The organism is uncultured Pontibacter sp., assembly GCF_947502515.1.
Taxonomy (GTDB): domain Bacteria; phylum Bacteroidota; class Bacteroidia; order Cytophagales; family Hymenobacteraceae; genus Pontibacter.
Genome location: NZ_CANNAI010000008.1, coordinates 110,159 through 130,256, shown reverse-complemented (window position 1 = coordinate 130,256; position 20,098 = coordinate 110,159). Strand labels below are relative to the sequence as shown.

Genomic DNA, 20,098 nt, shown 5'->3' with positions numbered 1-20,098 from the left:
TATAAACAAAAAATGTGATGAATGCGGTTAATTTTGTGACGGATGGTGTTAAAACATGGTATCCAGCATGAAATTGATTAGCTGCGCTGACTGTCGTACATACAGGGCTTTTACAGGCGCAGCCGGTTTCTCAATGGTCACCTTTCTGACATTGTCCATCATCTCCAGATCGATCAGCAGGTTGCGCGGGTCTATACCTGCGTGGGCGGGCTTGGCGGGAACGGTAAGCTGAATTTGCTGTTCCTCTGCATGCAACCTGTGTTTCTCCAGGTATAGCAACTCTCCCAACTGACCTTCCTGACCAGCTGCGTACACCCCTACTTCTACCAGATCATGTACAGGTATAGCCGTTTCCCTGCCCAAGGTGTCCACCACCGACTTCTGCGCCCGTACATCCAGGATCACGTTCCATTGTCCATCCGCTATCGGAACTGCTACCGCCTGCTTCGTTTCCAGATCCCAGTAAGTGTTTTTCTCAAACAGGTCGACCAACAGGTACTGCAATGAATCCGGTGTGACGGCCTGCAGTTCGCGGTACAAATGCAGGGAAGTGGGCAAGGGAGGCTCCCCTGAACCGAACTTCTGCATTAGCTTGCGCAGGGCCCGGTTCACCTGCTCTTCTCCCAGGTATTTTTTTAAGGCATACATGGCAAAAGGGCCTTTCCTGTAAGCCAAAAAGGGATCCGAAGCCTGCAGCAGCGGCACATCTGCCTTGGAGCGGGGTGTGAGGTAGGACTGGCGCATCACCCACAGGAGCCTCTCCAGATGCCCGGCGCCGTAAGTGGCTTCTACCACTCCCAGTGCGCTGTACCAGGCCAGGCTCTCGGTCAGCAGGGCAGCTCCTTCCATAGCAGCCGGCACCAGCTGATGCGCCCACCATTGGTGCGCCACTTCATGTGCTCCTACCGCAAAAACAAGGTCTATATCCCGCCAGTCTTCGTCAGGGTTCAGCATGGAGAAATTCTCCGTCAGGGCAATGGTACCCGGATAAGCCGATGCCCCGCCTCCTGCCCCGGGATACTCGACCAAGCGGATTTGGCGGTGCGGGTAAGGCCCAAAGTGACGGGTATAGTATGTCAGCGACGCTTCCGCACTTTGGAGTAGCCGATCCGCCTGATGGGCATGTGCCGGGTGGTATAGCACCTGGACCAGAATGTCTTGCCACTCGGTTTCGCGCATGGCATAGGCAGCCGAATAGAAAGTGTAGAGGTTGCGTATGGGTGTGTCAGCCACGTAGTAAAAGTAGCGCCTCCCGTTCTCTGTCCAGGTATGCTGTAGGGCGCCGCTTGTAACGGCTGTTTGGTCTGCGGAAGTACCGACCACTGCCTCAAAGCGGATTCGCGCCTGATCAGCGTTATATTGCTGCACTTCCCCATCCTGCAGTGGCTGAATAGCCGGTTTTGGAGGAAGCTGATGTGCCTGCCGGTCACGTGCAAGGTACAGTTCCCGGTTTGACTGGTAGCTGATGGCAGGCAGCCACGCATGGTTCAGAAAGTAGCTGCCATTTGCTGTCACGGCATGGTCTGTCCCTTTCCTGGCAAAGCCTCTTGGCTTGTACTGCAGATCAAAACTCAGTTCCAGCGAGTCGCCAGGTTGCAGGGCTTTTTCGAGGATGAAAATGGAATGGCGATGCGCCTGATCTTCAAGTTGCGTTCTGGTAGCCTGGCTCAACTGCATATCCCTGGTATCTACCCCATAAGCTGTGGCAATGTGTATCGTGTCAATGGCGACCTGGCTTCTGTTCTGAAGGGTATAAACTCCGCTCACCCACGCTTCCTCTTGATCCGGAAAAAACTCTACATGCAGGCTGATGGCTGTCAGCGTTGGCTGCGGTACACCATGATACTTTCCATAGAGCAGTTCGTAAGTAGCTCGTCGTGCAAGCAGCTCCTCTTTTGACAGTTGCTCAGTCAGCACATCCGTCTGGTAGAACACAAAAGCACCCAGCGAAAAAATCGCCAGCAAGCCGAAAACAGCTACCAACACCAGTGATTTTGCCGGGTGTAGCACTGCGCGACGTACCCTCTGGCTTATACCTGTTTCCCGGCCCCTCACCCAAAGCCTGAAAGTAAGCAGCACCAACAACAGCGCCCAGGTTGCCCAGTATAGTTTAAACCAAAACCAAGAAGTTAACTGCGACCCAAAACCACGCACATCTGAGTAAGACCAGCCTAAGTCTGCACCGTAAACCCATAGCCTGTTGTCCACTCCCAGTTCCTGGGCATACATACCAAAGAGAAAGGCAACAAAAGCGATGATGTGTGCCAGGTATTTATGATTCACCATCACGTGAACGGTCATAACCAGTATCGCAAGCAGTAAATAGTCTGTCAACTGTAGTCCGAAGAGCATGCGCAGGTATAGGCCGATCTCCAGCACCTCATATCCCTGCGATAGTTGCGTGGCTATACCTGCCAGCAGAAAAACTAGTTGCAGACTAAGCAGCATCAAAACCAGGCTTCCCAGTTTGCTCAGCAGCAAAACCCAGTCAGGTACGGGGGTCGCGTCGGTTATTTCACTGATGCGGGCGTCCCGCTCACGCCAGATAAGCTGCCCGGCGTATACCACCATGACCGCTACTACCACCAGGCGTAACATGAACAGGTTGTAAATGGCTGTAATGCGGGCAGTCGTGGGAATTGTCGGCACTCCGAGCGAGCCCTCCAGCCACTCCGGCAAAAGCACCAGTAGTAGTCCCGCTATACCTAGCAACACCAGCCAGCCCCAGCTTTTCATGTTCTCCCGATAGGTCTGTAAAGCGATGGCAGCCGTCTGACGCAGCCGGGAGCGCAACCGGAAGTTCTTTTGAACCTCTGGAACGGCAATCGGTATTGCCTCTACGATCGGTGCCTCTATTGATTTGCGCTTCATGATCCGGCTCCACCAACCTGAACTGGCATGGTGTGCAAATCGAAAGCGACCGTAGGCAATAGCCATAAAGCCAAACGCAATCAGCAGCCAGAGCAATCGGTTCCAGAGTAGCCAGCCTCCTAGCGGCACCAATTGGGTATTGATGTCGAGGGGAGTCTGTGTTTTCCGGAACTCACTTACGATCGTAAAGCCGGAGAAGTCCAGCTGCCTGGCTAAATCCCAAAGGCCCAGATGGTCTGCCAGCATCTCTCTACTTATCAGCGCCACCATAAACAGCAGTCCGCCGCCCAAGAAGCTCAGCATGGCCTGGCGACTCAGCAAGGCCAGCGAAAACAGGATAGCCGTGGCCACAAAGGCAGAGGGAAGTGCGATCACCAAAAAGGAACTCAGGTAGGGTGAAAACTGGAACGGACCAAAAAGGGCAGCGTCTATACCTGGCACCACTAGCGCCAGCAACAGGCCCAACGGAAGCGCCAGCATGACCAGTGCGACCACGGCAAAAGCCCCCATCAGCTTACCACCCAGGTAGGCAAACTTACTGACAGGCGTTGTAAACAGCAGTGGATCTATTCTGGCCCGCAAGTCGTGTGTCGCTGCTTCGCCGGACACGGCTGCTATCACCAACAGTGCCAGCAAACTGGCGATTGCCGAAATACCCGCGATCACAACGGGTGCGTTCAGGAAATAATCACCGCTGTATACATTGTCGGTAAAGCTCAGCACCATGGCAAAAGTCAGCAGCAGGAAAATGCCGAAGTAAATCCAGGTGGAAACGCGGCGCAGCAGGTAGCGCAGCTCAAACCGGAACATCGCCCAGAACATCATAGCACCACCTCCTTTCCGGCTTGCACTTGCTGTTTGCCGCTAAGCCCGGCCATCGTGCTGAAATAAACATCTTCCAGTGTGGCTTCCACAGGCTCAAACCCTATGCCTGGCAAACTGCTGTTGCAGACGCGCACCACAAACTTCCCGGCCTGCAACCTGGTCGAGATAACGGCATGTGTACGCTGTATTTCCGTGAGATCCTCTTTCCGGATCACCTTGCGCCATACCTGCCCCTGCATGGCATCTATTGCCTGCAGCGGCTCTGCTTCCAAGAGTATTTCCCCTTTATTGATGATGGCCATGTGCGTGCACAGCTCCGATACATCCTCCACAATGTGCGTCGAAAGAATCACGATGCTGTTTTCACCCAACTCACAGAGTAGGTTCAGAAACCGTACACGCTCCGAAGGGTCCAGCCCGGCAGTAGGTTCATCCACGATCAGCAGTTTCGGGTTGCCAAGCAAGGCCACTGCCACACCAAAGCGCTGCCGCATGCCGCCTGAGTAGCCACCCAGCTTCTGTTTGCGTACCTCCCAAAGGTTGGTCTGCCGCAGCAGTTGCTGTACCACCTCGGTGCGGTCGGCACGGCTGGTGATCCCTTTCAAGATGGCGAAGTGATCGAGAAGGTGCTCGGCTGTTTCGTTTCGGTACACGCCGAACTCCTGCGGCAGATAGCCCAGCGTTTCGCGCACTTTCTCTTTTTGCCGCACCACGTCGATGTCTCCGAATAAGATCTGCCCTTCGTCCGGCTCCTGCAGCGTGGCCAGTATGCGCATCAATGTGGATTTGCCGGCGCCATTCGGTCCCAGCAATCCGTACATACCTGCTGGAATTGTCAAACTGGCGTTGTGCAGGGCCTGCACCCCATTCGGATAGGTTTTGGAGATGTTTCTGATCGTTAATTTCATCGTTTCTTCTGTCTGGTCTTGTTCCTTTTGCACCCGCCCAGCTGATTACCAGGCCTTTAACAGGAGTAAGATTAGAAAACAGCAAACAGGACTTCAACTAAAAGTGATGAAACGCTGAAAAGATGTGATAAACGGAGGATCGGTTTGATTTTGCCCTCCAACGCGGTAGCTATTGTAACCTGTTCATACAGTCCAACTCTTGTTTCTACTTTGAGGTATTCGTTGCCAAAGCCATAAAAAAAACCGCTCCTGAACGACAGGAGCGGTTTTACTTTCGTCTAAAAATTAGCGCTATTTCTGATTTTCACATAAATCCAAAGTAGATGGCCTGTCCCCTATATCTCGTCTACCCTCACCCATTGCATACCTGCTGCTTCAGCAGCCTGCACGCCGGGCACTCCGTCTTCAAACACCAGGCAATGTTCGGGTGCTACGCCCAGCTTTTCTGCAGCCAGCAAAAACGGATCTGGAAAAGGCTTGCCCTTCCCTGTGTCGTCGGCACATACCAGCACTTCTACCAGGTGGTCGATCTGCAGCACCTCCAGCGTCTTCTGAATCATCTTCCTGGAGCCACCTGACACCACTCCGATCCTCACTTTGCCGGCATGGGCTACCAGGTGGTCTACCACAAACTGCACGGGCTTTGTCTCGGAGATGAACTCGTGGTAGAACAGCTCAGATTTTGATCTTTCAAATGCCTCCGGGTCGAAGCTGCTCCCGTACCGCTTGTTGATCTCAACAACCACAGCAGGTATAGGCAGCCCTGCAAACTCGTCTACAATGGCAGGATCAATGGTGATGCCCTGACCGGCAGCGACTTTTACGTAAGTATCTTTGTGTGCCTGCATGTTATCTGCCAGCGTACCGTCGCAGTCGTACAGAAAGGCTTGGTAGTCCCCTGCTGTTAGCCTAAGCAGCTGCTCATAGAGACGCTTGTTTTGTATGGCGAAGTTGTCTTCTGTCATGTTGTGTAGATTAAGTTTTGCCTGGTTACAGGCCTTGTTAGCGAATGGCGGCTACAAACCGGCCAATGGCTCTGCTCACAGCACCTTCTCTGGCCACCAGCCAGTTGAACAAGAGGATGCCACAGGAAGCGCATACTATACCTGCCAGCACATCCAGCACGTAGTGGTGCGAGGTATAGACGGCCGCAAACCAGATACCAACCGTAATGATGGTGAAAAACACTTTAGCTACTACCCCCAGCCTGTTCTTCAAAGCATAATAAAGCACGATGAGCGGATAAGCAGAGTGAAGTGAAGGCATGGCGGCAAACACATTGGAGCCCTTGGCATAGAGCGAATGGAATACTGTTATGCCGAAAAACTCATCGAAGCGCACCAGACCAGCTGTGTTACCGGGTGTTTTGGAGATGAACTCGAAGCCATGCAGCTCCACATACCAGGGCGGTGCAGCCGGGTAGAGGTAGTAAACCACAAAACCCAGCAGGTTGACGAGCAGAAACGTGAGCGAGAAGTACACGAACTGCTGCCGGTTCCAGAAAAACAGAAAGCCGGCAAAGGCCAGCGGCACCGGTATCCAGCTGAGGTAGAAGATACCACTCATCACATCCAGAAAGGCGTTGCTGTGCTGTTGCCAGAATTCATTTGGGCTCAGTATACCTTCGGCATTCCGGATGCCGAACACTGCTTTCTCGGCATTGTACAGGTCCTCGATGTGTACGGCGTTGAACCAGTAGTTCGGGAAGGCCTTCATGTAATCGTAAAGCACCCAGAACACGATAAAGATCGAGAAGCCGGTGATAAACTTACGGGTGATGGGCGTCGCAAAATACAGGGCGTTTGCCAGCCCCACCAGCACCAGCTGATCAGACTTGAAGCCCACCAGCAGGTACGAGAGCAGCAGGTAACCGATCGTAAGGGCAGCTACAACAAGGGCATTCTTCCGTGTTACTTTCGCCTTCCCCTCTGTTGCCGTAGTTGTTAAACTCATTTTATTTTTTGTCAAAATCAGAACCGAAAATCTTATCCCAGAGAGAAGAACTCACCCCGTAGCCTTTTGTAGCATCGGAGTAGTGATGCAGCATGTGGTGCTTTTTTAGCTTCTTCCAGAACTCACCTTTAAAGTTGAAGTGGTGCAGGGCATAATGCGAAATATCATAGAACAGATAGCCCAGCAGAAAGGCCGCAAAAAAAGCATAAAGTTCTCCGCCTGACAACACCAATGCAAACAAAAAATACAGCGCCGTGGCCATGGGAATGCTGGCAGACGGCGGCATCACCAACCGCCTGGCATCGTTTGGATAGTCGTGGTGCACGCCATGGAAAATGAAGTGCAGGCGCAGGGCCCACTTCGCCTTCGGCACATAATGGAACACGAAGCGATGCAGCACATACTCGGTCAGCGTCCAGACAAACAGGCCAAGTGCGGCATAGCCTATAAAGTTAAGCACAGACAGTTGCTCCCCGTACAGCGCTAGCCAGCTCAGGAAGAGGATGACCGGTACGTAAATGTAAAGCGGCACCGTCCAGTGCACTTTGGACAGGGCTTCCATCCAATCATATCTGAACATCCTGACAGACTCCTGCGAGTTAGACACGAAATTCTTTTTCATCTGTAAACTAAGGTTTAAATCGTCCTGTTACTGCCTTTCCGGTAGCGGCATCGCGGCCGCTCAGCTCAACATACAACACATTGGGCACCCAAAATGTACCGCCTTCGATCCGCACAAACACGCGGTCCAGTATAGCTTCTTTCTTGTTTATGGTGGTATAGACACGGTACTTGCCATCGCCTGCCTTGCGCAGGTATAGGGCGAGTTTGCCATAACTCACGAACTTCACCTCATAGTGGTCTTTGCCCAGTTTTTTGGTGTTCACACCGTAGGCAAATTTGCGCTGAATGTAGTTCAGCTCTTTCTGCTCTCCCCCATCCGCATACCGAATCCAGAACGGGTAAATCGGCTCCGTATCGTTCAGCCCTCCCTGCGCCGTCCGGTTCAGCTCGTACACCACCGTGTTGGCATTCGGGTCGCGCTGCACGTAAAACAGCAGCTCTTTGATGCCCTTCGGCACCGGCAGTGTGTCGGCTTTTGCTTCGGCTATACCTGCCAGACTGTTGCCGCTGGCACTGCCTATACCTGCGTAAAGCAGCAGGAGTGCCAGGTAAAATATTTTTCTCACGTTGTTAAGCTTCTTCTTAGCGTGTTGCCATCTCCTTCTGCTCCATGGCTTTTTTGGAGTCCATTAGCCTATTATAAGCCGTAATGTTCGTCATCACCGCCATCACGGTAATGGGTAGCGTAAACACCGACATGGTCTCGAACACATGGAACGGGATACCCGGCACGTATACCTTGTAATCGGCCCCCACAAAGTAGTAGGTAACACCACAGGCGATAGCCGACACCCCAATCAGTACGACCCGCTCCGGTCGCTGCATCAGGCCGCCCTTGCACTCCACACCCAACCCCTCGGCGCGGGCCCGGGTATAGCTCACCATCATCGAGCCGATCAGGGCGATGAAGGCAAAGAGTGAACTGAGCAGGTAGTGGTGCGAAATCAGGTAATAGCAGATGCCCATGAACATGATCATTTCGCTGTAGCGGTCGAGCACCGAGTCGTACATGGCCCCGAAAGTGGACTTCATATTGCCCAGCCTGGCCACCTGCCCGTCGAGCATGTCGAACACGCCGGCAAACAGCACCAGCGCTCCGGCCCAGCCCACGTATTCGAGCTCACCCCTGTTGCTGGTTTCGCCACCCCAGATAAAAATGGCCGCAACCCCGATGTTCAGGATAAGCCCGGTGGTGGTAACAGCGTTGGGTGTGAACCCCAGCCTGATCAGAAGTCGCACAAAAGGGTTAATCACCGTGTAGATTCCCTGCTGCAACGCGTCGCGCACTGATTTCATGTCCATACTTCTATGTTGTAAGTATTAAAAATCAAACTTAAACCTGCCCCTTATACCTATATCGGACACATTTGGATGATCCAGGTAGGTCAGACGCTTCACTACGTCAATTCTGAAGAAGTTAAAAATGTTACCTATACCTACGCTCGCCTCCATATAAGGCTTGTTTTCAAGAGTATACGTGAGTGGCAAACCATTGGCATCTGTCGGGAAGCGCAGCAGATCCGGGTTTTCGTGAGGCATGTTTTCTTCGCGCACTTTGCCATACAGCGCCTTGAAAGTGACAAACTCCCGCAGCTTCGTTTTCTTGATCAAAGGAAGCTTATTGAAGATAAAGCCGTTGAAACTGTGGTCGATGTGCACGCTGGCATACTGGTCGCTCACAAACTCCAGGAAGTTCATCAGGTTGTAAGACTGCAGCTGGTAAGAATAGCTCTGGTTAGCACGGTGAATCGACAGCAGCGGGAATGGTACCTGCCCGAAAATGTAGCCGCCTTCCGTTACTACATCCGAATAACCCAGTTGCGACAGGTAGAAGCGCTTGCTCACATTCAGGGCTACCTTCTGGTACTCAAACTGTCCCCCGAACGTACCTTTCAGACCGGCAGCCGCCCGCAGCGTAAACACCGGGTGCCGGTTAGCAACTGGTGTGCGGTAGATCTTACCCTGCAAAAACTGCTCGTTCGGAGCCCAGCGCAGTTCAAGCGAAGCCTCAGTGGTGGTGAGGTGCTGGAGTGGCAGCGATTCGTCCTCACCGGTGGCATCGCCTACCGGGATGTATTGCAGTGAACCGGCCGGGGCCTGTCTCCAGTTCCGGAAGCCGATGCGGTATGACATGTGGTTTTCGAACTCCCGCAGGTAATCGATGTTGTAGGTCTCGTTGTAGAGCCACTTGTCGTTTTCGCCACGCTTAAAGGAAAGAAGGAAATTGTCTTCCTGCACAAACTGCAGTTCCTGACCCGGTATGTTGGTGTCTTTCTGATAGCTCACCCGAATTGCCCTAACCGGAAACTCCCAGATGGAGCGGTCGGTGAGCGAATAGGTGCCGCCGAGGTAGTATTTCCACTTCTCGTCTTTGAAACCGTAGGCGGTGTAAGTTTCCAGCATTACTTTTTTACTGAAGTTGTTTGTCGTACGTCCACCAAAGCGCAGACGGAAGCCCTCCACCGGGTTGAAGCTGTAGAAAGTGTTGATCGGACCTATCTCGATCTTGGAACCTGCCCGCTTATACCCCGCGATCAGGGCGGTGCCCCAGTCCATGGTGCGCCTGAAAGACTTCATGTTCACCAGGCTGTCGATGTTGGTATAGGTATTCACCTCCACGGCCGAAAGTGAGTCGTGCCGACTGGCCTGCCAGAAGTCCTCTCCGTGTCCGGCAGTTTCCTGCGCCCGCACAATGGCCTCACCTTCGTAGCGTGAGGCTGGCTGTGCTTCATTTATCTTGTAGTCCTTAAACGACACCACACGCTCCCCATAAAAGCCCATGTCGCTGTTCTGCGTCAGTCCGAAGTCGGCTTTTAGTCCGCTTTTGCTCAGGTGGTAACGGCCGTCCGGGTTCTTCTCAAAGTCCAGCTTGATCTTCAGGTCGCGCACCCAGTTGATGCTTACGCCCTTGCTCACCTCCATGTCCACACTCTGCACGGCGTAGGTGCCGTCAAGCGTCACGTACAGGCTGCCGGTAAACATAAAGGCTGATGGGTTACGCGGCTCAAACTGCAGTCTGGCCAGTTGCTGACCACCCTCGGCTGTCACCGTGTCTTTCAGGTAGAACTTGTAGAACGTAGGCGCCATGTCGGCGATCGGGCTCAGGAACTGGTTTGTCAGGATGGTGATGTTGTTGTCGTAGATGTCCACGTCCTGGTACATGTGCTGCATGTAGGCCATGATGCCCTGGTTGTCGACAAACTCCCCGAAGTCTACTTTCTTCTCGGCCTTCACCACGGTCTTGCGCGTCTGCGGCGACTTGCGGTAATACTGCTCCGTCAGCTCCTCCTGTATAAAGAAAGGCAGAATCGCTCTGCCCGCGAGCACGGTAGTGTCGATGTTGTTAGTAATGAAGTCGTACTTGCGCAGCAGAAGATTGCGCTTCAGTTTTTCCGGTGTGTTCACCAGCGACATCTGTGTTTTCTCGTACTGCTCATACTGCACGTAGTCGTAGCTTTCCGGCCTGTTCTTGGCTTTGTTGTCCACGATCAGCCTGATCAGGTCAACCGCCGGGTTATCCTTGTTGCTATACTTTACCTTGCGCTTTTTACCTACCACCACTACTTCGTTCAGCACTTTGGCATCGGTTTGCAGCTTCACGTGCAGCGTCTGCTCCTGCCCCGGCGTCACGGCCATCGTGGCGGTCTGGTATCCCAGGTATGAGAATTGTATTTTATTAACGATCTGGTTTGTCCGGATCTGGAAGTTTCCCTCGTAGTCGGTGCTGGTACCAGTACTGGTGCCAGGTATAAAAACAGAAACGCCGATGAGCGCCTCGTTGGTGGCAGCGTCTTTAACGGTGCCTTTAATTGTGGTGAGGCCCTGGGCCATCACTGGTGTGGCCTGTGCTCCTGCCGCAATAAGCAGCATGAAGCAAATCAGCCGGTATAGGTATACGCTATACATATTCTTATTTGAATACATATCGTTTTTGAAAAATGTAATTGTAGAAAAAGCCAACAAGCAGAGAGGTGATAATTTTGGAATAGAGGTAAGGCAGACCACCATAGTGCGTGATCACATACACCCCTGATGCGTTGAGCACCAGGCTCCCCTTCCAGATGATCAGATACTTAGCTGCCTGAGACGGCACAGTTTTATGTGAAGCCTGGAACACCCAGTTCCGGCCGAGTGCAAAATGTGTTATGCCCCCTGAAATAGTACCTGTTACGGTGCCTGCCACATACCAAATGCCGAGCAGTTCCACCACCAGCACTGTGACCAGAAAGTCGACAGCGGAAGCTACCAGAGAAGCAGCCTGCGCCTTCAGAAAGGTAAACATTTAGAATAGCTTCAGGTAAAGCAATATTTGTAAAACAATATTTGCGTAAACACCCGCTACTACGTCGTCCAGCATCACGCCTAATCCTCCCCTCACTTTCTCCAGCTTTCGGATATAAAGCGGCTTCACAATATCAAAGAAGCGAAACAACACCAGTCCGGCCAGCAGGGTGCTGAGCGACACAGGTATAAACAGCATGGTGATCAGCATGCCTGCCACTTCGTCTATCACTACTTTCTTATCATCTTTGCCCCAGTGCGGCTCTACTTCGTTGGCCGACCAAACGCCCAGCACCGTGAGCAGCAGGGTGATGACAGGAAGCCAGATAACAAGCTGGCTTCCACCTGCCTGCGGCAGCGCATACAGGCACAGGCAGACCGCCACAGCAGCTACTGTACCGCCCCCCTTGCCTATGTAGCCAATGCCCAGGCTGGTGGAAACCAATTTGTGTAATTTCAGCATATATTCAGCTTACAGCGACTCTTCTACCATGTCTTCGTAGTAGTCCAGGCCAAGGTGCGTGATCAGGTCTTCGCCCATGATGTGGCGCAGGGTGTTCTGCAGCTTGATCAGTTGCTTGAAGATGTCATGCTCCGGACGCAGGCCTTCCGCTGTCTGCGGCGACTTGTAGTAGAACGACAGCCACTCCTGTATGCCACTCATACCTGAGCGCTGCGCCAGGTCGGTGAACAGGGCAAGGTCAAGCACGATCGGTGCAGCCAGAATTGAGTCGCGGCACAGGAAGTTGATCTTGATCTGCATCTTGTAACCCAGCCAGCCAAAGATGTCGATGTTGTCCCAGCTCTCTTTGTTGTCGCCGTGAGGAGGATAATAGTTGATGCGTACCTTGTGGTACAGATCGCCGTACAGCTCCGGGTTGTCCTCCGGGTGCAGAATGTCTTCCAGCACGCCCAGTTTCGATACTTCTTTTGTCTTGAAGTTATCCGGATCGTCCAGTACAAGACCATCGCGGTTACCCAGGATGTTAGAAGAGAACCAGCCGTTGATGCCGAGCGCTCTAGCCTGCAGACCTGGCGCTACGATGGTTTTCATCAGCGTCTGACCTGTCTTGAAGTCTTTGCCGGAAATGGCTACTCCTTTTTCTTTTGCCAGCTCAAGAAGTGCCGGAATGTCTACTGTCAGGTTAGGAGCACCGTTTGCATAAGGCACACCCATTTTGATCGCCGCGTAAGCGTAGATCATGCTTGGTGCAATGCGCGGGTCGTTGTTGCGCAGGCCTTCTTCAAAAGCAGCTACTGTTTCGTGCACATCGCTTATTTCGGTGTATACCTCCGTAGAGCCACACCACACGATCACCAGGCGGTCGCAGCCGTTCTCCTCTTTGAAGGTACGCATGTCGTCCATCAGCGCCTCGGCCAATTCGTATTTGGTAGCAGCCTCTTTTACGTTGGTACCATCCAGGTTTTTAGCATAGGCTTTATCAAACACAGCTTTCATCGGCTTAATGGCCTCCAGCTCCGGCTTGATCGAGTGCAGCAGCATCGGCTCCAGCACTTTCGCGTTTACGGCCGCTTCAAATACGTTGTCTTCGTACACGTCCCAGCCACCAAAAACGATGTCGTTCAGGTTTGCCAGTGGCACAAAGTCCCTGATCAGCGGGTTGCGGTTGTCTGTACGCTTACCCAGGCGGATGTTGCCCATCTGAGAAAGTGAACCTACAGGCTGCGAGAAACCTTTTCTGATCGCCTCTACTCCTGCAATAAATGTGGTGGCAACTGCTCCCAGTCCCGGAAGCAGGATACCCAAGCGCCCTTCGGCTGGTTTTACTTGATATTCCATCTTATTCACTTAAAGTCTAAAACTGTTTTAAATCAATACTTATAGCCAATTGTTTTCTTTATACCATTTTAATGTGTGTGCCAGCCCTTTCTCCAGGTCGTACTCCGGCACAAAGCCCAGGTCCTGCCGGATCCGGTCGATGCTGCAGTTCCAGTTCTCGGCGGCCAGCTCGTTGAGCTTCTCTTTGTTCAGGGCCGGCATTTTACTGCTGCTCGCGTAGGCTGCCTCCAGTAGCCGGGCCATCACACTTACCACCCCCATCGGTAAATGAAAGCGTATGGCCTTCCTGCCCAGAATGCGCTTGGTAATAGTAGCCAGGGCGTAACGATCGTAGCTGTTGCCGTCGGACACATTGTAGCAGGCATGGTGTATTTCTGCGCCCAGTGCCTGCATCACCGCCCTTGCCAGGTCTTTCACATACACAAAGCTCAGCCACTGCGGCTTGTTGCTGATGTAGGGCTCCAGCCCCAGGTTCAGGGTCTTGAGAACGATGAAAATATCTTTCTCCCGCGGACCATACACCGCCGTCGGACGCAGCACGACCAGGGGCAGATCCTTTAGCTCCGCCAGGTACTGCTCGGCCAGGAGCTTGCTTTTGCCGTAGGCCGTTACCGGCTGTGCCTTGCTCTGCTCATGTATAGGCGTTGTGTCGCTGTATACCACCGGGCCCAGCGCCGCCAGACTGCTGATGAAGACAAACTTCTTCAGTGGTATATCGGCCTCCATAGCTGCCAAAGCCAGTTTTTGGGTATAGCCGGCGTTTACACTGTTATACTCCTGCTCGCTTTTGGCTTTGGTGATGCCCGCCGCATGGATGATGTAATGGTACTGCTTCTCTTCCAGCTCCTTTACCAGTGCTGCGGAGACGTTGAAGTGCAGGGAAGTGTAGTGGATGTCAAAAGCCTGCAGGTGCGCTACCTCGCTGGAAGGGCGTACGGCGGCGTATACCTCCAGCCCTGCCTGCACGGCAGCCTCCACCAGGTGGTGCCCCACAAAGCCGCTTGCTCCCGTTATCAGTACACGCTCCTTCATATCGCCTTCTCGTAGATCCTGTATTTTTTATAAGGTGTAGCACCCATTTTCAGCAGCCCCTGGTTCATTAGCACGTTATTCTCCAGTATCCAGGAGGCCTCAGCTGAATGCATCTTCTTTTCCCGGTGCTTATGCATGGCAGCGCCGTAAAAACAGGCCTCTATCCCCATTTTTCGATACCCTTCCACCACGCCCAGCGCGATGATCCGCACGGCCGTTATCTTTTTGCGCAACAGCAGCAACTTAAAAATACCGGTTGGCAGCAAACGTCCTCTTCTGATCTTTTTCAGGATCTGGTTGATGTCAGGTATAGCCAGTGAAAAGCCTATCACTTTCCCGTTATGCTCGGCAATCAGACAGAAATCCGGGTCCACGATCAGCTTCAGGTCTTTGGCCATGTAGTCAAACTCCTTTGGTGTCATCGGCACGAAGCCCAGGTTCTTGTCCCAGGCTGAGTTGTAGATCTCACGCAGGCTCTCTGCTTCCTGCTTATAGTTTTTCAGGTTGATCGGTCGGATGATAATGCCTTTCTGTGCCAAACGCTCCTGTAGAGCTGTTGCCATGCGGGCAGCTTTGTCGTTGTAGCCTTCTGACAGGAACTGGTAAGCCAGCAAATCCACCTTTTTCCGGAAGCCCAGCTTCTCCAGCAGCTGTATGTAATAACTGTAGTTATAGGGCATCATGGCCACCGGCGAGCTTTCAAAACCCTCCACCAGCAAGCCGCAGGTTTCATTTGTAGAGAAGTTCACCGGGCCGATCATGGTGGTCACCTGCTTTGCCAGCAGCCATTGCTGTGCCTTCTGAATGAGCATACTGGCTATCGCTCCGTCATTCACGCAGTCAAAAAATCCAAAAAAACCGTCCCGGCTATTGTTGAAGGCGTTGTGATTGTTGTTGAGTATAGCCGCAATCCGCCCGACGAGTTTGTCACCATCGTAGGCCAGGTATAGCTGTACTTCGGAGTGGTCGTGAAACGGATGTTTGCCTGGCGTCAACAGATCCTTTTGCGCCATATAAAGCTCCGGCACGTAGTGCGGATCGTCTTTATATAGGGCATGCGGAAAGTCAATGAAGGCTTTCAATTGCTGCTTGGTATCAACAGGCAGTACTCTCTTCATAAGATGTATTTCGGGAGTTGATGCCGAGCAGTTTAAATGCATCAGCAATTTTAGTAACCGCCTCTTCGATCTGGTCGAAGGTATGTGTAGCCATAATGGAGAGACGCAGCAGGGTAGAATCAGCAGGAACTGCCGGCGCTACCACCGGGTTCACAAAAATACCGTTGTCCTGCAGCAATTTCGTCACCATAAAGGTCTGGTAGTTGTCCCGGACATATACCGGAATGATCGGTGTTTCCGTCGGGCCCAGCTCCAGGCCAGCGGCCGTCAGGAGTTCTATCGCATAGTTGGTGTTAAGCCAAAGCTGCTCACGGCGCTCCGGCTCCGACTGAATGATGTCCAGGGCGGCGAGGGTACTGGCCACGGAGGCTGGCGACATGCTCGCACTGAAAATGAGTGAGCGTGCATGGTGCTTCAGATACTGAATGGTATCGTAGTCGCTTGCAATGAAACCACCCAGCGAGGCAAGTGACTTGCTGAAGGTACCCATGATCAGATCCACCTGGTCGGTAAGTCCGAAGTGTGAGGCCGTGCCGGCCCCCTGCTCACCAATTACACCCAGTCCGTGGGCATCATCTACCATAATGCTGCCGCCGTAGCGCTCAGCCAGGGCTACCAGTTCCGGTAGTTTCACAATGTCACCTTCCATGCTGAACACGCCATCCACCACGATCAGCTTGATCGCATCTGCAGGCAGCCGGCTTAACTTGCTCTCCAGGTCCAGCATGTCGTTGTGCCTGTATTTGATCACCTTGGAAAAGGAAAGCCTGCTTCCGTCAATGATGGAGGCATGGTTGTACTCATCGAGAATGATGTAGTCGTTGCGGCCGGTGAGGCTGGAGATCACGCCCAGGTTGACCTGGAAGCCGGTGCTGAACACCAGTGCGGCGTCCTTGCCCACATACTCGGCCAGTCTGCGCTCCAGCTCCTGGTGAATGTCCAGCGTACCGTTCAGAAAACGGGAACCTGCACAGCCACTGCCGTACTGCTCTATTGCCTTTATCGCCGCTTCCTTTACCTTCGGATGGTTTGTAAGACCCAAATAAGCATTCGACCCAAACATCAGCACCTTCTGGCCATTTATGATCACTTCCGTATCCTGAGCAGACTCTATTGATCTGAAATAAGGATAGGCTCCCTGCGCCATCGCCCTTTCAGCTGCATGGTGCGCAGCACTCTTCTCACGGGCGAGGATTTTCTCACGAAGTATATTGCCCATCTACAACACGTTAATTGTTATCTGTATTTATTTAACTGGCATGAACACCAGCACGTTTTCAGCCGGCTTAAAACTGCGTGTTGCAATTTACACAGTTCTCTTGGTTCATAAATTATAGAACTACTTATACCTACTAATACTACTATTTATTGTCAATAATTCCTTAAATTTTATGGATTATTTTTGGAAATTGCTTTGATCAGACTGAAAATTTAGGTTTTCAATCCGCGCATTAAAATATTATTGATGATATCCATCCTGCCTTCCAGCGCGGCAAAGTTATTTTCGACCAGCAAGCCTACTTCAAGTCCCCGAAAGGCGCAAACCATGGCAAATGCGATCGCATCTATATCATGTGCCGCATACTGGGCAAACTCTTTCCGCTCGAGGCCAAACCGGAGGATATTCCGAACCAAACTTATTTCTCTCAGTTCGTATCGCCGGTGCAGATCCCTAAGACGCGGAATGTTTGCTTCTATGTCCCCTTTTATTACAGTGTAAAGGTTCGCTTTCTTTTTGAGGATGTTGAACCGGGTAAGACACAGGGTCCTCAGTTTATCTTCAGCTGTCTGGGCTTTGTTTACCTCCTCCTGCAGCGTCCGGAAAACCTCGTCCATTTCGCGTGTGAGGACCGCATCAAAGATATCGTCCTTGCTTTTATAGTAATAATAAAGTGTACTCTTTCCTTTCCCGGCAGCTTTGGCTATGTCCTCCATAGTGGTCTTGGCCCAGCCAAAGTGCCTGAACAGTTTTTGGGCTTCGTCCAGAATCTCCTTTCTTACAAGCTCATCCTTCTCGTTCATACACGTTAGACCAAAATCGTTTTTCGGTCCAAAGGTAAAAGAAAGTTAAACATTAATCTAATTTTCCCAGACCATTTTTTTTAGGTCTGTCACTAAACGACTTCTCTATACCTACCCCCTGAAAGCAAATGACCGCTCCAGGTATATCTGGAGCGGTCTGATCAAACTAAACCTACTATATGCAGGCTACAAAGCCCACCATCAGGGCCAGTGCAGCGTATAGTCTCGTTTCAGCCAAACAAGTGTTCTGGCGTATTTTCATACCCGATTCTGCGATGGTGCTCCATGCTCCCGGATCAGTGTGTGTGTAACTTTTTAGGGATCTGGGTGCTGGGCCCCTCATACCTGATAAAGATATGGATCCAAAGCGATCGGGACAGTCGGAAGATAATCGGCAGCAAACCCACCACGGTTATGCCGACCAGGGCCATCATCATGGGGATAGTTACCTCCACTCCTGCCTGGTACATCACAAAAAGAAACACCAGAAAAATAGCCACATTGAATGCGAAACTCACATACATGGCCCCATAGTAATAGCCCGGCTCCGGCTCAAAAACCTGACCGCAGCATGGGCAGTTCGTGTGCATGTCTGCAAACCTGGGGCTATACAGGGTTCCTTCCGGAAACATGTTCCCCTCCCGGCAGCGCGGGCATTTTGCGGTAGCGACACTGTATAAAAATGACTTTTTCTCGCTCATGACGTTCTGTATCCTAATGACTAAGCAAATTTAGCTCTTTAGTATGCTATTGAATCGGCACAAAAACGACGAAATGCTGTACTTTTATGCTGAGCACTCAGCACTCAATCAAAAGCTTTATCTGAGGGCATAGAACAAAAACTGCCATGGCAAAAGAACATCTTCCCATTTACCAGATACAGGATTTTGAGGCCCAGTCCCGCAAAGACCGGTACTTCTACATCAGTTCTTTTTCCGCCCACCTGCAAGAGCACCTGTTCATCCGAAAACCTCACAAACACGACTTTTACATCATCCTGTTTATCACGCAGGGCCAGGGCACTCATACCATTGACTTTAAGACCTATGACGTGCAGCCCGGCAACGTGTTCTTCCTGACACCCGGACAGGTGCACAGTTGGGAGCTCTCGAGTGATGCCGATGGCCTGATTATCTTCTTTTCGCAGGAGTTTTATGCAAAGGAGTACCCGCACAGAATGCCGTTCGAGTTTCCGTTTTTCAATGCCTTGCTCTACAACCCGGTGCTCCGAATCAGCCAGGCGCATGAAAATACCCTGATGCCCATTCTGCAACTGCTGCAGCAGGAATACAGGCATAACGGGTTGATGCGAGATGTAGCCCTTAGCAGGTACCTGGACATACTACTGATAGAGTTGACCCGTATTTTCAGACCAGGTGAGGCTGTGAAAGGGGCTTTTGCCAAAGACCTTGCCCTGCTGCAGCAGTTGGAGCGACTCATCGACCTGCATTACAAGGAGCAACAGCCTGTGTCTTTTTATGCAGAACACCTGCATGTGACGCCCAAGCACCTGAACGACGTCTGCCGCAATGCCCTGAACAAAACTACCAAAGAGCTGATACAGGACAGAACATTGCTGGAGGCGCAGCGGCTCCTGGTGCATGCTGACCTCACGAGTTCTCAAATCGCGGCGGAGCTCGGTTATTTTGACAATACCTATTTCTTCCGCTTTTTCAAAAAGCACATAGGCTGCACCCCCGAGCAATTCAGGGCTTCGAATAAGTAAGGGCTATACCTTAAGAGAGTGCCTGCGGCGAGGGGCCACCGGCAGGTTTGGAACGGTCGGCAGGAAGCGGAACGTACTCCAGGTTGTCAGTGGGCGGCAGCAGGATGCGTCCTTCTTTCCAGTCTGCTTTCGCCTGCTCTATCCGCTCCTTGCGCGAGGACACAAAATTCCACCAGATATAGCGTTCACCCACTGGCTCTCCGCCAAGCAGCATCAAAGTAGTAGGCTCTTTGGCCACGATCATAGGGTCTGCCCCTTTGTTAAAGACCAGCATCTGCCCTACGGAATAGGTTTTGTGGGAGACTTCTATACTGCCTTTGGCCACATAAACACCCCGTTCCGAGTGCTCTTTTGGCAAACCAAAGCGTGCGCCTTTTTCCAGCACGACATGCAGGTAAAACAGAGGCGAATGGGTTTTCACGCCATTGCGCAGCCCGTAAGCGTCGCCGGCGATCAGGCGCATCCATACGCCGGTTTCTGTAAAAATGGGGAGTTGTTCGGGTTTGTAGTTCTCAAACGAAGGGGCGGACTCTTCATCCTTTTCAGGCAGCGCTACCCAGGTCTGAATCATTTCGAGCTCGCCCCCTGCCAGGGTAGCGGGGTCTTCGAAGCGTTCGGAGTGTGCAATGCCGCTACCTGCTGTCATCCAGTTTACCTCTCCCGGCCGGATGATCTGCTCCACACCCAGGCTGTCGCGGTGGGTCACCTGCCCGCCAAACAAATAGCTGACAGTGGAAAGGCCTATGTGCGGATGTGGCAGCACATCCATGTCGTGGCTAAGGGGGGGCTGCAGGTCTACAGGTCCGGCATGGTCCATGAAGATAAAGGGGCCGACCATGCGGCGCAGCCGAAATGGCAGAATACGCCGCACGTCCATTCCGGGAGCGAGCGAGGCTTTGCGTGCTTCAATGACAAGATCCAGCATTCGTGTATATTT

18 protein-coding genes are annotated in these 20,098 nt (G+C 52.2%); 1 reads left to right on the top strand and 17 read right to left on the bottom strand.

Features of this window, described 5'->3' with window-relative positions; all coding sequences use genetic code 11:
* Nucleotides 1–48: 48 nt before the first annotated feature.
* From Q1A54_RS18075 to Q1A54_RS18000, 16 genes are all read right to left on the bottom strand, one after another.
* A complete protein-coding gene (locus tag Q1A54_RS18075; RefSeq protein ID WP_299990908.1) occupies nt 49–3,696 on the bottom strand; it encodes a M1 family aminopeptidase in 3,648 nt (1,215 codons plus the stop codon).
* Entirely contained in the window at nt 3,693–4,604 is a 912-nt protein-coding gene (locus tag Q1A54_RS18070; protein ID WP_299990906.1) for an ABC transporter ATP-binding protein, read from the bottom strand. Before Q1A54_RS18070 ends, Q1A54_RS18075 begins: the two co-directional genes overlap by 4 nt.
* Nucleotides 4,605–4,939: 335 nt before the next feature.
* Nucleotides 4,940–5,569 (bottom strand): HAD family phosphatase, encoded by a 630-nt coding sequence (locus Q1A54_RS18065; RefSeq protein WP_299990904.1) that lies wholly within the window; start codon nt 5,567–5,569, stop codon nt 4,940–4,942.
* 37 nt (nt 5,570–5,606) lie between these two features.
* The gene (locus Q1A54_RS18060; RefSeq protein ID WP_299990902.1) at nt 5,607–6,557 is read right to left on the bottom strand and encodes a phosphatase PAP2 family protein; all 951 of its coding nucleotides are present in this window, start codon (nt 6,555–6,557) and stop codon (nt 5,607–5,609) included.
* A gap of 1 nt (nt 6,558) precedes the next feature.
* Nucleotides 6,559–7,179, bottom strand: coding sequence for a sterol desaturase family protein (locus Q1A54_RS18055; protein ID WP_299990900.1), 621 nt, complete (start codon nt 7,177–7,179; stop codon nt 6,559–6,561).
* A 7-nt stretch (nt 7,180–7,186) separates the two neighbouring features.
* Complete coding sequence (locus tag Q1A54_RS18050) at nt 7,187–7,747, bottom strand: DUF4833 domain-containing protein (RefSeq protein ID WP_299990898.1); 561 nt, start codon at nt 7,745–7,747, stop codon at nt 7,187–7,189.
* Between the two features lie 16 nt (nt 7,748–7,763).
* Nucleotides 7,764–8,483, bottom strand: coding sequence for a CDP-alcohol phosphatidyltransferase family protein (locus Q1A54_RS18045; protein ID WP_196120660.1), 720 nt, complete (start codon nt 8,481–8,483; stop codon nt 7,764–7,766).
* 18 nt (nt 8,484–8,501) lie between these two features.
* Nucleotides 8,502–11,105: a DUF5686 and carboxypeptidase-like regulatory domain-containing protein gene (locus Q1A54_RS18040; protein WP_299990895.1), complete on the bottom strand. Its 2,604-nt coding sequence runs from the start codon at nt 11,103–11,105 to the stop codon at nt 8,502–8,504.
* Nucleotides 11,092–11,463: a GtrA family protein gene (locus Q1A54_RS18035; RefSeq protein ID WP_299990893.1), complete on the bottom strand. Its 372-nt coding sequence runs from the start codon at nt 11,461–11,463 to the stop codon at nt 11,092–11,094. Before Q1A54_RS18035 ends, Q1A54_RS18040 begins: the two co-directional genes overlap by 14 nt.
* Complete coding sequence (locus Q1A54_RS18030) at nt 11,464–11,925, bottom strand: phosphatidylglycerophosphatase A (protein WP_007657790.1); 462 nt, start codon at nt 11,923–11,925, stop codon at nt 11,464–11,466.
* A gap of 9 nt (nt 11,926–11,934) precedes the next feature.
* Complete coding sequence (locus Q1A54_RS18025; RefSeq protein ID WP_299990891.1) at nt 11,935–13,263, bottom strand: inositol-3-phosphate synthase; 1,329 nt, start codon at nt 13,261–13,263, stop codon at nt 11,935–11,937.
* A 39-nt stretch (nt 13,264–13,302) separates the two neighbouring features.
* The gene (locus tag Q1A54_RS18020; RefSeq protein WP_299990889.1) at nt 13,303–14,295 is read right to left on the bottom strand and encodes an NAD(P)-dependent oxidoreductase; all 993 of its coding nucleotides are present in this window, start codon (nt 14,293–14,295) and stop codon (nt 13,303–13,305) included.
* On the bottom strand, nt 14,292–15,413 hold the full coding sequence (locus Q1A54_RS18015) for a hypothetical protein (protein ID WP_299990887.1): 1,122 nt from the start codon (nt 15,411–15,413) through the stop codon (nt 14,292–14,294). Before Q1A54_RS18015 ends, Q1A54_RS18020 begins: the two co-directional genes overlap by 4 nt.
* A complete protein-coding gene (locus Q1A54_RS18010) occupies nt 15,391–16,632 on the bottom strand; it encodes a pyridoxal phosphate-dependent aminotransferase family protein (protein WP_299990885.1) in 1,242 nt (413 codons plus the stop codon). The genes Q1A54_RS18015 and Q1A54_RS18010 overlap by 23 nt, the downstream gene beginning before the upstream one ends.
* Nucleotides 16,633–16,844: 212 nt before the next feature.
* Entirely contained in the window at nt 16,845–17,435 is a 591-nt protein-coding gene (locus Q1A54_RS18005; RefSeq protein ID WP_196120668.1) for a TetR/AcrR family transcriptional regulator, read from the bottom strand.
* 296 nt (nt 17,436–17,731) lie between these two features.
* A complete protein-coding gene (locus Q1A54_RS18000; RefSeq protein ID WP_299990883.1) occupies nt 17,732–18,025 on the bottom strand; it encodes a DUF983 domain-containing protein in 294 nt (97 codons plus the stop codon).
* Between the two features lie 257 nt (nt 18,026–18,282).
* On the opposite strand from Q1A54_RS18000, the gene Q1A54_RS17995 reads away from it, so the two are divergent.
* Complete coding sequence (locus Q1A54_RS17995; RefSeq protein ID WP_299990881.1) at nt 18,283–19,161, top strand: AraC family transcriptional regulator; 879 nt, start codon at nt 18,283–18,285, stop codon at nt 19,159–19,161.
* 10 nt (nt 19,162–19,171) lie between these two features.
* On the opposite strand, the gene Q1A54_RS17990 is transcribed toward Q1A54_RS17995, so the two are convergent.
* Complete coding sequence (locus tag Q1A54_RS17990; RefSeq protein WP_299990879.1) at nt 19,172–20,086, bottom strand: pirin family protein; 915 nt, start codon at nt 20,084–20,086, stop codon at nt 19,172–19,174.
* Between the last annotated feature and the right edge of the window lie 12 nt (nt 20,087–20,098).